Here is a 14,824-nt window from a genome sequence, read left to right as displayed (position 1 = left end):
GTAAGCTTTAGCTAATCACATCAGTAAAATGAGCTAGAATTTTTGCTGTTAAGCCCCAGATGACCTTATCTTCATACACAAAGAAATATTCGTCAATTTTGTCTGTCCGCCAATTATAATCATGACCACCAACAATTAGATCAAATGGGAAGTCGTCCTCTGGTTCAATCTTAACGTCTACGGAATAAATTTTCGGGCGTGTTTTGAGAAAAAAGGACAATGGTACCGCAAATACCTCCTCGACTTCTGCTGGATTCGGTTTGATAGATTCGGATCCATCAATGAACCCTACGTGTGGATAAACAATCATTCCAAACGGAGATACCAGGTAATCCAATGGAAAAACATCAGAAATTTGCTGTTTACTAATCCCTAATTCTTCCTCTGTTTCCCTGATCGCTGCAGACTGAACAGTTTTGTCCCGATTATCCACTCTTCCTCCCGGAAAGCAAATTTCTCCCGGTTGCCTTCTTAATTTGTGTGAACGAACCTCAAAAAGTATATGTGTGTCGTTGTCCTTTTGAATGAGCGGCAATAGAACAGCAAACTTCGCAAATTTTTCACTTCCAAGCATAGAAGAAAAATGTTCTTTTACCTTATCTCGGATTATTTTTGAATCCATGCATTCACCTCCGATTTGTCCTCAACTATCTTTCTCCATAGTTTACTATAAACACCTTGTAAAATGCATCCTGAACACATAGATATTTCCCTTAAACTAAGAAAAACCAAGTTGTCGCTAGATCTACGACGTAAGTGCTGGTTGATTTCCGCTGCGGGCAGTCGCTTTCCGCGGGCGGCTGGTGAGCCTCCTCGTGCTCCGCACTGCGGGGTCTCACCTATGCCTATCCTCCCGCAGGAGTCGACTGCCCTCCGCTCCAATCAACTGCCATAAATTGAAGGCTATTTTATAATAAAAGCAACCAGTGATAAAGTAAATTGAAATTTTTAAGCACAAACCCCAGTAAAGGAAATCCACGGAGACTCCTGTGGGAAAGCGAAGACGATGAGACCCCGCAGAGAGCGGTCTTTGCGATCGAGGAGGCTCATCGCGAGCCCACGGAAAGCGAAGTGGATTTCCGGAACGATTGACCAACCACCAAAACCAGCAATTACGTCGCATTTTATATCGACTGTGTATCTTGTCACATTACTTTCTATTACCTTTGTTAAAACTCCAAATACTGTTAGATTCTTACCTTCTTAGCTGCGAAAAAATGAAAGTAATGATGTGTTCCACTTAGCCCAATCATGCATATACTGATTCAGTAAAAAAATTGAGGAGGTATACAGATGTATAGAGACCCATATCAAACACCATTAGGAATGCCCGTAGATTATTATGGTCAACCCTATATTATGCGCCAACAGCCGAGTGCGCAAGAGATTTTGCAGATACTTCGCACACAACATAGCAACTTATACACGGAGCTAGAGCAAGCAGGAATGAACCGAGGTATTACTGACTATATATTTCTTCTTGTAGTCAGCTATACACTTAATCAGGCAAACCCAAACCAATCGGCTAATCAAATATATAATCAATTCCAAAACCAGGTTCCATGGCTTAATTTAATCTTCAGGCAATTTAATATTCCACAAAACCTAGCAAATCGGATAATGGTACGCGTTATTCAACTAACATTAAATCAAATTGGGGGTGGCGGGGGCCAGCCAGATCAGGACTGGATAGGTTGGGAAAACCTTGGCGGTACATTAACTTCTGGCCCGGCAGCCGCTTCCTGGCAATCTAATCGTCTGGATGTTTTTGCGAGAGGAACGGGCAATAGTTTATATCATAAATGGTGGAACGGGAGAAATTGGAGTGGTTGGGAGAACCTTGGCGGTATATTAACGTCTTCACCAGCAGCGGTTTCCTGGGGACCAAACCGAATCGATGTTTTTGTAAGAGGAACAGATAACAGTTTATATCATAAATGGTGGAATGGAAGCAGTTGGAGTGAGTGGGAAAACCTCGGCGGTACACTGACAAGTGCTCCAGCAGTCTCTTCACGCCGGTCAAACCAATTAGATGTCTTTGTAAGAGGAACGAATCAAAGACTGTATAAGAAAACATGGAACGGTTCTGCTTGGGAAGAATGGGAAGATCTAGGTGGTAATTTGACATCAGCACCAGCAGCAGTCTCCTGGGGGCCAAATCGAATCGACGTCTTTGCAAGAGGACAGAACCAAGATTTAATTCACAAGTGGTGGAATGGCTCTTCTTGGAGTAACTGGGAAAGCCTTGGCGGAACCCTTACATCAGCACCTGCTGTTTCCTCAAAACGTTCAAATCGTTTAGAAGTCTTCGTTAGAGGAACAGGAAATGATCTTTATGTGAAATCATGGAATGGATCCAGTTGGTCCAATTGGCAAAACCTTGGTGGCTCGTTAACGTCCGAACCAGCAGCAGTGTCTTGGGGACCAAACCGAACAGATGTATTTGCAAAAGGGCAAAATGATAACCTCATTCATTTGTATAAGGGGTAATAATTAAATGAAAGGCTCCTGTTAGCGCAGGGGCCTTTTACCATTACATATGAGAGCAGTATGTTCTGCTGAATTGTGTACCTCTATGTGAACGAATTCCACTTCCGACAGCAATAATCACTTTTACCTAAACAAACATCACGTCATTCATTCCTTGGAATATATTGTAGAGACTTTATTCAAGGAGGTAACTATAATGTATTATCCTCAGCAACCTTATCCAATTTACTGTTATCCAGATTGGCGAATGTATGAGCAACCTACTTATTTGTATCCGGAGCCAAATGCTAATTATACAAACGATCGGCCCCAATCTCTTGATGTTGATCCAACACTTTTTTATCAATCTGCGAAGGAATTCAAGCAGCTCATGAAAAATGCTACAGTTGTCTTAAACAAACTTTCTGAATCGGAGGATTTTGCCTACAAAGTTATGGATGCTGCACAACAAAATAAAACAGAAAAGGTAAAAGAACTAATTGAATCAACGGGCGTTCCTGGAGATGTGGAAATAAGTTATAACCCTGATGGAATTAATATAACCATGATTTCTAAGGTGGAAGATACGGATTGTTGTAAATTAGTGATGGCAATTCGATGGCGATAATATGTAAAAAAACGGCTGTCTTTTAAAAAAAGAATAGCCGTTTTAATTGGTATGTTGTAACGCCTATCTACTAAATAGCAGATGCAGGTTATAATATTGTATCTTCCTTCTTATACCTCACGTCAAACAAATCTCTGCGTCTATCGCGTAATTGTCTTACTGTGCCCGACCTTCTTTGTCTCCTTAATATTTCTAAATCTACATCACCAACAACAACCGCTTCTATATTTGGATTACACTCTCCGACAATACCATCACGGGCAAACTCAAAATCAGAAGGGGTAAATATTCCAGATTGGGCATACTGAATATCCATATTTTCCACTTGCGTTAGGTTACCGGCTGTCCCGGCAATAACGGTATATACCTGGTTTTCTACGGCGCGAGCCTGTGCACAGTATCGTACACGTAGATATCCTTGTCGATCATCTGTACAGAATGGGACAAAAATAATATTTGCTCCTTGGTCGACTGCGTACCGGGTAAGTTCTGGGAATTGGATATCATAGCAAATCTGGATTGCGATTTTACCACAATCGGTATCAAACACTTTAACGGCATCACCCGGTTTAATCCCCCACCACTTTTTCTCATTTGGGGTTACGTGAATTTTGTATTGCTTCTCAATCGTCCCATCTCTTCGGAATAAATAAGAAATATTATAGATATGGTCATCTTCCTGCACAAAGTGTGAACCACCAATTATGTTTATATTATATTTCACCGCTAGGTTGGTAAAGAGTTCAATATAACCCTCGGTATATTCCGTTAGCTTACGGACTGCTTTTGAAGGAACCTTTTCATCCAAGAACGACATCAACTGTGTCGTAAATATTTCCGGAAAAACAGCAAAATCAGATCCAAAATCATACGCAACATCAACATAATATTCTACTTGCTTTGCAAATTCCTCAAATGATTCAATGGTTTTCATCATATATTGAATCACGGTTATTCTTACAGGATAAGCTGTCTTAAAGTGCCGCTTCGACTTTGCCTGATATTCAATGTTATTCCATTCCATTAACGTCGCGTATTGTAATGATTTTTCATCAACCGGTAAATACCCAGGATTAATTCGCATCACGCTAAACCCATTCATAATTTGAAACGTTAATACGGGGTCATGAATATTTTTGAAACTAACCTCTTCAACATATTCTCTAGGTGAAAATTGATCATTATATTTGTGGTAATTCGGAATTCGTCCACCTAAAATAATGCTTTTTAAATTTAGCTCTCTGGCTAAATCTTTTCTAGCTTCATAAAGTCTTCTACCAATCTTCATTCCCCTAAATTCTGGGTTAACCATTACCTCTATTCCATACAGGTTGAAGCCCTCAGGATCATGATTCGTAATATATCCTTCATCTGTAATGTCATCCCACGTATGCCGATCATCGTATTCATCAAAATTAACAATCAAGCTAGAGCAGCTTCCAATTATCCGCCCATCATATTCCACACAAAACTGCCCTTCTGGAAAGATCTCTAAGTGGCTTTCCAGCTGCTCCTGCTTCCAAGGGTCCATATTCTGAAAACAGACCTTTTGCAGTTCTAAAATTTGATCTATATCTTCTTTTTTAATATTTCTAACCTCAAGCTTCTTTTCAAAGCTCGATAAATCCAATTTTTTAGACATATGAGTTCTGTCCTTTCGGGTTTTGAACATATCTATGTTAATGAGATAGTTTAAATTTTACTTGATGAAGATAGGTTCTACAAATATGCGCTCTCAAATGAATTGAAAAAAGAACCTTCAATCAATATTAGATCAAAGGTTCTAAGTATTATTTTAAATACATTTGTTTCTACACTCAAAATTTAACTAGATACTGCCTCTTTCCCACTTAGACCCAGAGTCTTCGCTGTTGAAGCATGAATCTCTTCAAATAGCTCAGGATTGTCTACTAGCGACTCGCCATAAGAAGGGATCATTTCTTTTATTTTCGGTTCCCACTCTTTCAAATGTTGAGGGAAGCATCTTTGAAAAATCTCAAGCATAACGTGAACGGCTGTAGAAGCACCCGGAGAAGCACCGAGCAACGCAGCTATCGAGCCATCAGCAGAACTAATAAGTTCGGTACCAAATTGAAGTGTCCCTTTACCGCCAGCCTCCGTATCTTTGATAACTTGCACACGCTGACCGGCTGTCACGATATCCCAATCCTCGCTTTTGGCGTTCGGAATAAACTCGCGTATTTCTTCCATGCGTTTTTCATTCGATAACATAACTTGCTGGATCAAGTACTTTGTCAACGACATCTCTTTTGCGCCTGCCGATAACATAGTTAAAAGATTATCCGGTTTCACGGAAGTTAATAAGTCAAACATTGAACCTGTTTTTAAAAACTTTGGTGAGAAGCCGGCAAACGGTCCAAACAATAACGTCTTTTTGTTATCGATATACCTTGTATCAAGATGCGGAACAGACATTGGAGGAGCACCAACCTTAGCTTTTCCATATACTTTTCCATCATGCTGCGCTACAACTTCCGGATTGTTACACACCATAAATAGTCCACTCACCGGGAATCCTCCAAAATGTTTTGATTCAGGAATACCGGTTTTTTGTAGTAAAGGCAGACTTCCGCCTCCACCACCGATAAAAACGAATTTTGCAGTATGACATTCGATTTTTCCGCCATCGATATCATGTACTTTGACTTCCCACTTGCCCTCGCTAGTACGTTTAATATCCTCAACACTATGCTTGTAGTTTACCTCAATGTTTTCACTTTGTAAGTGGTCAAACAACTTGCGTGTTAAGGCACCAAAATTGACATCCGTTCCAGAGTCGATTTTGGTTGCAGCTATCGCTTCATTTGATTTACGGCCTTCCATGATAAGCGGAATCCATTCTTTTAGTTTTTCAGGGTCATCGGAAAACTCCATCCCTTGAAACAGGGGATTCTTTGAAAGCGCCTCAAAACGTTTTTTCAGATACGTTACATTGTCTTCCCCTTGTACCAAACTCATATGCGGCAGTGGCATGATAAAGTCTTGCGGGTTACTAATCAGCTTGCTGTCCACTAGATGAGACCAAAACTGTCTGGAGAGTTGAAATTGTTCATTAACCTTAATAGCTTTGTTACAATCAATAGACCCATCAGGTTTTTCCGATGTATAGTTCAGTTCGCATAACGCAGAATGGCCCGTACCCGCATTATTCCATTCGTTAGAGCTTTCTTCTCCTGCTTTATCGAGTTTCTCAAACACCGTAATTTTCCAGTCTGGCGCTAATTCTTTCAGTAATGATCCCAAAGTCGCGCTCATGACTCCAGCACCAATTAAGATAACGTCTGTTTCTTTAGGCATGTTGCTCATATATAACCTTCCTTATATCTTTAATTTGCAAAAGGGTATAGGCGCGAGCTAGCCTCACACCATATCAATGCACCCTTTTATAGTGTATCACAATTAATTAAAGTATAGCTTAATAAAGTAGCTATGTACATAATGGTTGTGGGGTATTTAAAAGCTTGCAAAAGTGGAAATATTTATATTATTATCTACCTTAACCTCAACTTTCTGCTTTCCATTATTAAAGGGACAAAGGAAGGGAGAAAGGGACAGGTTGAGGCCACTGAAAAAGTTAAATATAATAAAAAATATGTGGATCTACCATCGCATCTTCGAATATACTCCGCTTTCCGCGGGCGAGTGTCGAGCCTCCTCGGACTGCCGTCCTGCGGGGTCTCGCCGATCTCTTACTTCCCGCAGGAGTCTCCGTATATTCGAGATGCTAAGTTAGGGTGAAAAGTTAAATTTTTAAAATCCACCACTTTTTCAGTGGCCTCGGACAGGTTCCTTGGCCCACGAAAGAGCCAAATCTTTCGCTTTAATGAATAAAATTGTAGCTTAACTTTTACTAACGTTCGTTTTTTACACGTACATTCATCAAATAAACATCTTTATATTCGGAAATTAATACGATTACTAAGATAGAGACAGTATATGGTAGATAGACATGGTTATTACAGTTTTATGACAAAATACGCTTTATATCCATGTTTGAATGTTTCTTACCTAAATTGATATACTATTACTCTTGGTCTATTTTGGATTAGAACAAATCTAGTAAGGATGATTCTTGTGAATTACTTCACAAAGCAAAGGAGCTGATGATAATGAGATCTGATAAATCTGCAGATCTTAACAACTCAGAGGTGAGTGATGACTATTCACTGGATAGAGTACCTCGAAACAAGAGAAACATGGGCTGGTTAAGTATTACGAATATCACTTTTGGAATTGCAACAGCTATTTTTTACTTTCAAATGGGTAGTGTTATGGCGCTTCAATTCGGAGCAATGAATGCCATTATATCTGCTGTTTATGCTATCATTGTTGCGGGTATTCTCGGAACATTCATTGCCTATTTATCTGCAAAGTCGGGCATGAACGTAAATTTACTATCTAGAGGTGGGGGATTTGGCTATATCGGCGCATCTTTGACCTCATTTATCTATGCTACCAATTTTATTATGTATTGTGCGCTTGAAGGCTTAATCTTAGTCTCTGCCGTCCACGAATTTTTTCCCGCTATTCCAGAGTGGGTGTTAATTATTTTCTTTGGTTCCATTGTTATCCCTTTAAATTGGTTTGGAATTAAACAATTGGACAAATTACAAAAATGGTCACTTCCGTTGTTTTTCATTTTTTTAATTGCAGCGATTGTCACGGCTGCTATGAAAACATCAAATTACGATGGTTACTTTTGGACTTATTTGCCAGAAGGTGTACAAGTTGGGGGAACAGCTCTCTTGCTTTGTATAGGAATGCAGCATGGAATCATGGGATTAACACCACTTCTAGCCTCGGATTATGCCCGTTTTCTTAAACCAAAAGATATGAAAATAGGAATATTTGCTATTGGATTCATCCCTCAGATATTTTGTTTTGGAGTGATGGGAGGTCTTGGTATTTGGTTTGGTGTTCGTCTAGGAGAACCAAATCCCGGGGTATATATTGTACTACTTCTTGGCATTTGGGGAGCATTATTTACGATGTTAACTCAAATAAGAATTAATGTTACAAATATCTATAGTGGTTCCTTGTCACTATCCAATTTCTTTGAAAATATATTTAAATTTAAACCCGGTAGACGGTTTTGGGTAGTTGTAACCGGAGTATCAGCAATCATTTTGATGCTTCTTAATATTGTCGATCACCTCGAAACTGTCTTGACCTTCCAAGGGGTTTTCCTATTGACTTGGGCAGCTATTTTAGTTACAGATGCTATTATCGTTAAGAAATTCCTGAAGATTGGCCCTCGTTACTATGAGGCCAGACAACAGAATTTGTACAAATGGAATCCGGTTGGAGTTGGATCATTAATAGTAGCGAGTGGTATTGGTACGATTGCAGCACTAGGATATATGGGGACGTTCCTGCAAAGTACTGCTGCATTCTTCGCAGCTATACTTGCTTCTGTACTCACCCTTATTATAGCTGTTACCACAAAAGGAAAATATTATATTAAAAAAGAAAACAAGGATATTCCAAAAGAAGATTATATCGGCTAGGAAAGAATATATAGGAAGAATACTTTCATCTGATGAATAATAGTTATATACACAAACGAGGTAAAACCAACTTATGGTTCTACCTCGTTTGTTATTTCCTAATGTTGTCCCAATTTTGTTTTTATTAGGTATTTTACTACATCCATCATATAATAAGGATCTTAATAATATTTTTTAAAATATCTCGAATCTCAGTGGTACTTAATATCTTACAAATATTCTTTTCTAATCTTGTCCCTAATCCAGAAGATAATATAGCGTATAAGATAGAGGATCTTTCAAGGTACATTTCTGGCTCTGAATTAACTGATGAAGAAAGAGAAGTAATTGCACCTGAACAAGAAAATGATATAATCGATCCTGCGGCATTCGATATAGGAATCTTTGAGGATGAAGATGAGGAAAATAATTAGTTCTTTTATTAACTAGATGAGGGGGGAGCGTTATGTTTATTGGTGAAAACTTAACTAATCTCCGTATTATGCATGGACATTCACGAAAACAGCTCTCTGTTTTATTAAATGTAACAGAACAGGCGGTTTGGCAATACGAGAATAATTATACGTCACCTAAAATGCAGATTGTTAATGATTTAAAATCAATTTTCCATGTGAAAAGCAAATATTTTTATAAAAAAGATGTTCTTGATCGGTACTTTAAACCAGAAAATATACCAGTCATGAACATTGCATATCGTTCAAAAGTAATGAATGTAATTTCAAAAACACAAGCCGAAGCTAAACATATTGAGTTTTTAGATAGCTTTGTTAACTATCTAACTGCCAAATTAACTCACCCTACACAAAAGATTATTCAATTGAGAAACAAAGTAATTGATTACTTAAATTCTTCTAGTGAGGACAGGACAGTACAAATATCCGAAGTAGCCAACCTAGCACGTAACGAGCTAGGACTTCGCGATGATACAAATGATAATCTAATGTTTCTAGTTGAAAAAAGTGGTGTGTTTATTTTTGAAAAAGCTATTGGTGAAGAAATTGATGCATATAGTTTATGGACTAATCAAGATCGCCCTTTTATCATTTTAGGTAATTTAAAACGTTCAGCAGTTCGCAGAAATTTCGATATAGCACATGAACTTGCCCACTTACTACTTCACTATAAGGTTGAATTCACTAATTTAAACCGTAAAGAACATAAAGCTATTGAAAATGAAGCCAATCAGTTTGCGGGTGCATTCCTTTTACCTGAGGAACCCTTTCTAAATGAAATGCGAACCATTACTCATGCGGAAAATCCTGACGCATATATAGATTTAAAAAAGAAATGGAAAACATCCCTACAAGTATTAGGATATCGAGCGGCTAATTTAGGTATATTGGATGCCAAAAGTCATCGTAATTTTTATGCATCACTACATCGAAAGGGTTATCTAAAAAAAGAGCCTTTAGATGAAACACTACTTATACAAAAACCACAAAAAGTAAAATCGATTATTGACTTAGTTGCAAAAAAAGGAATGATTGATATTCGCCAGATGATTGAAAATGATTGGATGGTGGAAGTTCCCTTTTTGCATCAAATAACGGGAATTGATTTGAGATTTCTTAATAACTACATGATTAGCGAACAGGATTTTGAGTTAGTTAATGTTAGTAAATTTTCATCCAGGGTTAGTAAATAAAAAATGTGTGTTTCTCAGCAAGAAGCTGTTCGTAATCAACCTGATCATTTAGTACGAATATTTCATGCCTCCTTTCCCATACTAATTCAAAAAGGGAGGGAAAATAATGGCGAAACGAACAAAGAAAAATGACCCACAACAAAAGAATAAAAAAGGATTTGATTCCAGTAAAACGGATTCGGAGTTCTCTAAAGAATTAGGCAGTGCAGCTACAAATCAGGCACACAAAAATAAAGCAAAAAAAGAAAGAGCATCTAAAACACAAAATAATTGATAGGGTAAACTGATTATTGACACTTTGAAAAGGAGTAATATTATATATGTCTAAATCAAAACGACAACAAGAACGGGAATGGCAGGGCAGAAAACAATCACAAAACCCACACGGAAAAGTTAAATCTCTTGAGCAGTTAGCTGATGGTACTAGCAAAGATAAAAACAAATAAAAGTAAATATTAGGGTGCTCTATAATCTTTTGGGCATTTCCTGTTTGTTTAAATTACTCTAGAATAAAAGGGTCAGTTCCCCACCGCGCTAGCACATTAGCACAATGAGGGACTGACCCTTTCAACTATGTTGATAATATAATCACAGCCGAAATATTCTTCAAGATTCAACGTTGATTATAAAAACTAATTGGAATTGAACGTTGGGAGCGTACTTTTTTCCATTTTGTACTCTCAGGAAGTGCATGACCTTATATTTTACATACCTACCAGTTAATTTCTGAGGCCAAATCGATATCTTTATTATAACTAATCCCTTTCACTTGCATCTTCTAACGGTATATAATCATATATTTCACCAGATTTAGTAAGTTTGGTAAGCTTATCCAACCAATGATAATAGATCATGGCATCATCGAGTTGTTGATAATCCAACTTAGCTCTTTCTCGTAATGTTTCATCTGTTTCGCTATTTTCAATTACCTCATTGAGTTGTTCTTGAGCCTTTTTAATACTAACCAGAAACATACTCACTTCGCGTTCCCATTTCATACCATAAAATTGAGAGAAATAATTGAAGAAATTCTTTTCAGCCATGAATGTATCTTTTCTCGAACCTTTCTGCCATACCTTTTGAACGATATTGATTTCTTGAAGTTTCCTAACAGATGTACTCATGCTTGGTTTACTCATACCGAGTGCTTCTTTCATTTCATCCAGAGTAATAGGTTGATGTTTAAAATACATTGTTCCGTACAGACGTCCCACTGAAGGGGTAACACCATAAAGGTCCATTGTTTCTGAAATCGTATTAACCATCATACTTTCAGCTTGATCGACTTTTTCTTGGGCTTTTTCATTATTAAACTTATTCCGATTCCCTTCCATTGTGGCACCTCTTTTTTGTGGAGAATAAGAGCATTTCTGCTGTTAAATTGATTAATAATATATTAAATGTTTCTTTTATTTTATAATTAATAGTACTAAGATGCAACTTTAATTCAGCAATAACCTTTCTGATAAAATACATGACAAAATAGTTTCATTCTTTTAGAAAACTTGGCTTATCGCCAAGCTTTCATGGCGAAAGCCTTAGTTGCACTTATGCAGTAAGAAAGGATTTATACTTTCTTAGCTGCCATGAAAAAAAGACGATTCTCTTATCGAGTATCGTCTCTTTCCTCACGTTTACTTCATCCATTTTTCAACTAAATCCTGATTTTCTTCTATCCATTTTTGTGCACCTTTAATAGGATTATCTTCATTTTCTTTAATATTAATCATTAATTCACCAAGTTGCTTGTCGTTCAATTTAAAGTTTTTCAACCATTTACTCACTTTTCCATAGTCTGAGTCAAACCCTTCACGGGTTGCCATATAAATTTTTTCTACTTCACCAAAGGTTTTTTTCGGATCTTCCAAGAACTTTAAGTCCACTTCAGAAAACACATAATGCGGTTTCCATAGCGGTGCAACGATAGGTTCTTTTTCTTCAACTGCATTCTTAATGGATGAAATCATTGCTGCCGTACTGCTCGCTACCAATTCATAATCAAGACCGTATTCCTTAATTACTTCTTGCGCTACCAGCATTGTTCCTGCCCCAGACTCAAAACCTATTATTTCGCCACCGAATTTATCCTTGTATTCATTTAAATCTTTAATACTGTTTACATCTTCCATATACGTTGGAACGGCCAGTCCAACTTTCCCATTTTCATACCAAGGGTCTTCGAAAAAATTAGCTTGGTCTTTATACTTCTCATAGTAACTCTTATCCTGCACCGGCAACCAAATTTCCGGTGCCACATCTAATTCTCCTGAAGCTAAAGCGGCCATCTGAGGACCCATTCCAAGAAGTTCTAACTCCACGTCATAACCTTCATCCTCCAGAATAGCCTTCCACAAATTTGTGACTGCAATATTTTCAGGCCAATTAATCTGTCCAATCGAGATTGTCCCTTTGCTTTCATTCGATTCGCCAGTTGTACTACCTGACTCGTCACCTCCACTAGTTGAACTACAAGCTGCTAGTACGAAAAGTATGATAGTAAATAAAGTTAATTGAGTCATTCTGCGAAAACTCATTGATTGTCAAACACCTTTCTGATTTATATTTTGGCAGATATCTATTAAGAAAAACACACACTTTTGCCAAGAGTGCTAGTAGATAACTTCGCCCCCTTTATTAAATAAAATAAATACATTTAATATTTTTTAAATGTTTTTTACTCTACGTAATAGGTTAACGGAATATTTCGTTTTGTCAAATCCAAAGTTCGTCTTGTTTCAACGTTTGACAAGTAAATAAAAGTACTGTTAGGATAATTGTATTAACAATGTTTAATTTTTATTTAATAAATTTAACGATATAATATTTGTAAAGGAGTGATGATTTGGGCTTACAAAGAATGTATATAAATGGTGAGTGGGTGAACGCCAAATCCGGAGAAACACGGGATATCATTAACCCTTATAATCAAGACGTCATTGCATGTGCTGCAGAAGGAAATGAAGAAGATTCTCGAGCAGCCATTCAAGCAGCAAGGGTGGCATTTGATGAAGGAAGCTTTAGCACATTACCTGCCAGTGAACGAGGTGAGTTCGTTTACAGAATCGGTACATTGATCCGTCGGGACTTGCAAGAACTGGCTGAACTCGAGACGTTGGATACAGGTAAAACAGTGGAAGAAAGCCGTGCAGATATGGCCGACATCGCTAACGTTTTTCTTTATTTCGGTGGTTTAGCAGATAAAAATGGCGGTGAAGTCATCGAATCACCAATACCAAACAGTGAAAGTAAAGTTGTTCGCGAGCCTGTCGGTGTCTGTGGTCAAATCACACCATGGAATTATCCTTTACTGCAAGCCGCATGGAAGATTGCACCGGCTTTGGCAGCAGGTAATACCATTGTTATGAAACCGAGTGAGATCACACCGTTAACAACAGTTAAAGTTTTTAAACTAATAGAAGAGGCTGGCATACCAAAAGGTGTAGCCAACTTAGTTCTTGGTTCCGGTGCATCTGTTGGTGCGGAACTATCTGTTAATGATGACGTTGATTTAATTTCATTCACCGGTGGTATTGAAACCGGAAAAAAAGTCATGCAGGCAGCCAGTCATAATGTGAAAAAAATCGCACTTGAGCTCGGTGGAAAGAATCCGAATATCGTTTTTGCCGATGCTGACTTTGAAACAGCAGTTGATCAAGCATTAAATGCTGTATTTTTCCACGCAGGACAAGTTTGCTCTGCGGGTTCCAGGCTTTTAATTGAAGAAAGCATCCATGATGAATTTGTTGAAGTGCTCATTGAGCGAACGAAACAAATTAAATTAGGCAATGGTTTTGATGAAAACACACAAAGCGGCCCAATGATTTCTGCCGAACACCGTGCGAAAGTTGAAAACTATGTGGAAATAGGTCAAAAAGAAGGAGCCAAACTAGCTGTTGGCGGAAAGCGCCCTGATGATCCTGAATTGCAAAACGGCTTTTTCTATTTACCTACCATATTTACAAACTGTACAAACGATATGCGTATTGTCCAAGAAGAAGTATTTGGGCCAGTATTGACAGTAGAAACTTTCCAGACCAAAGAGGAAGCTGTCAAATTAGCGAACGATACAATTTATGGATTGGCTGGAGCCGTTTGGACGCAAGATTTGAATAAGGCAGAATTTGTCGCGGCACGCTTGCGAATGGGTACCGTTTGGATCAATGACTTCCATCCTTATTTTGCACAAGCACCGTGGGGCGGTTATAAGCAATCAGGTATTGGTCGTGAACTTGGTCCGGAAGGTATAGACGAATATACCGAAGTTAAGCACATTTATCGTAATACACAACCTAAACCCGTTAATTGGTTTAAATAATTTTGATGTAAATTTATATTTTCACGTAAGGAAAGTATAAAAGTTTTGAGGAAATGCCGGTATAAGAAATACTTCGTCATTTGTTATTAAGGACAACGCGAATGACGAGTTTTTCTAATAATTAATAGCTCTAAGCCTTCTTCTTTAATAGAAAGGTTTAGAGTTAAAAAAATCATGTTATGTTTATATTTTTTGATACGTTAAAAATACATTTAAAAAAATAAATACAAATAATACAG

At 37.8% G+C, this 14,824-nt stretch carries 12 protein-coding genes and 1 pseudogene; 8 read left to right on the top strand and 5 right to left on the bottom strand.

The genetic code is table 11. From position 1 onward, the window contains the following. Positions 1 to 7: 7 nt before the first annotated feature. Complete coding sequence (locus tag CFK40_RS02045) at positions 8 to 622, bottom strand: NUDIX hydrolase (protein WP_089530435.1); 615 nt, start codon at positions 620 to 622, stop codon at positions 8 to 10. Between the two features lie 671 nt (positions 623 to 1,293). Here CFK40_RS02045 and CFK40_RS02040 point away from each other — a divergent pair. Then, positions 1,294 to 2,490, top strand: a complete 1,197-nt coding sequence (locus CFK40_RS02040) for a PLL family lectin (protein WP_193433350.1) — start codon at positions 1,294 to 1,296, stop codon at positions 2,488 to 2,490. Positions 2,491 to 2,686: 196 nt separating this feature from the next. Next, the gene (locus CFK40_RS02035) at positions 2,687 to 3,097 is read left to right on the top strand and encodes a YuzC family spore coat inner layer protein (protein ID WP_089530434.1); all 411 of its coding nucleotides are present in this window, start codon (positions 2,687 to 2,689) and stop codon (positions 3,095 to 3,097) included. An 88-nt stretch (positions 3,098 to 3,185) separates the two neighbouring features. On the opposite strand, the gene CFK40_RS02030 is transcribed toward CFK40_RS02035, so the two are convergent. Both CFK40_RS02030 and CFK40_RS02025 read right to left on the bottom strand, forming a co-directional pair. After that, complete coding sequence (locus CFK40_RS02030; protein ID WP_089530433.1) at positions 3,186 to 4,739, bottom strand: bifunctional GNAT family N-acetyltransferase/carbon-nitrogen hydrolase family protein; 1,554 nt, start codon at positions 4,737 to 4,739, stop codon at positions 3,186 to 3,188. A gap of 182 nt (positions 4,740 to 4,921) precedes the next feature. Continuing rightward, positions 4,922 to 6,424, bottom strand: a complete 1,503-nt coding sequence (locus CFK40_RS02025; RefSeq protein WP_089530432.1) for a malate:quinone oxidoreductase — start codon at positions 6,422 to 6,424, stop codon at positions 4,922 to 4,924. 803 nt (positions 6,425 to 7,227) lie between these two features. Between CFK40_RS02025 and CFK40_RS02020 the strand changes: the two genes are divergently transcribed. The 5 genes and pseudogenes from CFK40_RS02020 to CFK40_RS21210 all read left to right on the top strand — a co-directional run bounded on the left by CFK40_RS02020 (position 7,228) and on the right by CFK40_RS21210 (position 10,716). After that, positions 7,228 to 8,625, top strand: coding sequence for a purine-cytosine permease family protein (locus CFK40_RS02020; RefSeq protein ID WP_089530431.1), 1,398 nt, complete (start codon positions 7,228 to 7,230; stop codon positions 8,623 to 8,625). Between the two features lie 233 nt (positions 8,626 to 8,858). Further along, positions 8,859 to 9,038 (top strand): annotated as a pseudogene (locus CFK40_RS02015) (hypothetical protein); the annotation flags it as partial. Between the two features lie 32 nt (positions 9,039 to 9,070). Continuing rightward, entirely contained in the window at positions 9,071 to 10,270 is a 1,200-nt protein-coding gene (locus CFK40_RS02010; RefSeq protein WP_089530430.1) for a spr1629 family repressor/antitoxin, read from the top strand. Positions 10,271 to 10,376: 106 nt separating this feature from the next. Then, positions 10,377 to 10,544, top strand: a complete 168-nt coding sequence (locus tag CFK40_RS21060; RefSeq protein ID WP_168927214.1) for a hypothetical protein — start codon at positions 10,377 to 10,379, stop codon at positions 10,542 to 10,544. A 46-nt stretch (positions 10,545 to 10,590) separates the two neighbouring features. After that, complete coding sequence (locus CFK40_RS21210; RefSeq protein ID WP_227001848.1) at positions 10,591 to 10,716, top strand: DUF6254 family protein; 126 nt, start codon at positions 10,591 to 10,593, stop codon at positions 10,714 to 10,716. A gap of 309 nt (positions 10,717 to 11,025) precedes the next feature. On the opposite strand, the gene cudC is transcribed toward CFK40_RS21210, so the two are convergent. Both cudC and CFK40_RS02000 read right to left on the bottom strand, forming a co-directional pair. Further along, a complete protein-coding gene (cudC, locus tag CFK40_RS02005) occupies positions 11,026 to 11,604 on the bottom strand; it encodes a choline uptake/conversion transcriptional regulator CudC (RefSeq protein WP_089530429.1) in 579 nt (192 codons plus the stop codon). A 300-nt stretch (positions 11,605 to 11,904) separates the two neighbouring features. Then, positions 11,905 to 12,789 (bottom strand): glycine betaine ABC transporter substrate-binding protein, encoded by an 885-nt coding sequence (locus CFK40_RS02000; RefSeq protein WP_227001847.1) that lies wholly within the window; start codon positions 12,787 to 12,789, stop codon positions 11,905 to 11,907. A 338-nt stretch (positions 12,790 to 13,127) separates the two neighbouring features. Here CFK40_RS02000 and betB point away from each other — a divergent pair, with 338 nt between their 5' ends. Further along, positions 13,128 to 14,585: a betaine-aldehyde dehydrogenase gene (gene betB / locus CFK40_RS01995; RefSeq protein WP_089534255.1), complete on the top strand. Its 1,458-nt coding sequence runs from the start codon at positions 13,128 to 13,130 to the stop codon at positions 14,583 to 14,585. Positions 14,586 to 14,824 lie beyond the last annotated feature (239 nt).

The organism is Virgibacillus necropolis, from assembly GCF_002224365.1.
Taxonomy (GTDB): domain Bacteria; phylum Bacillota; class Bacilli; order Bacillales; family Amphibacillaceae; genus Virgibacillus_F; species Virgibacillus_F necropolis.
Note: the sequence above shows the minus strand (reverse complement) of the source record. Positions and strands in the feature narration are given on the sequence as shown.